A 227-nucleotide genomic window follows, 5' to 3' on the forward strand; every position below is an offset into this window, starting at 1 on the left:
TTCAAGTATGTTGAGATAGCAAAGTTCAATAAGACAGAGGAAGAGCTTGACACGCTTTATGATAAGTGGTTGTATGTATTGAAAAACCTTTCCCGATTGGATAAGCGTCCTGCTGCCTTGAAAGAGAAAGTGTTTACTAAACTCTTTGAGGAGGCCGAGATTGCGAAGTTCACCCCAACAGAGCTGAAAGAATATGAGGATAGTTTGAAGGCTTACCGTGATGTCAA

At 41.0% G+C, this 227-nt stretch carries 1 protein-coding gene; it reads left to right on the plus strand.

The features are described from left to right. Nucleotides 1-227: Rpn family recombination-promoting nuclease/putative transposase (locus DW917_RS17945; protein WP_233524814.1), on the plus strand; the 227-nt coding region annotated here is incomplete at both ends.

The organism is Prevotella sp. AM42-24, from assembly GCF_003461825.1.
GTDB lineage: Bacteria > Bacteroidota > Bacteroidia > Bacteroidales > Bacteroidaceae > Prevotella > Prevotella hominis.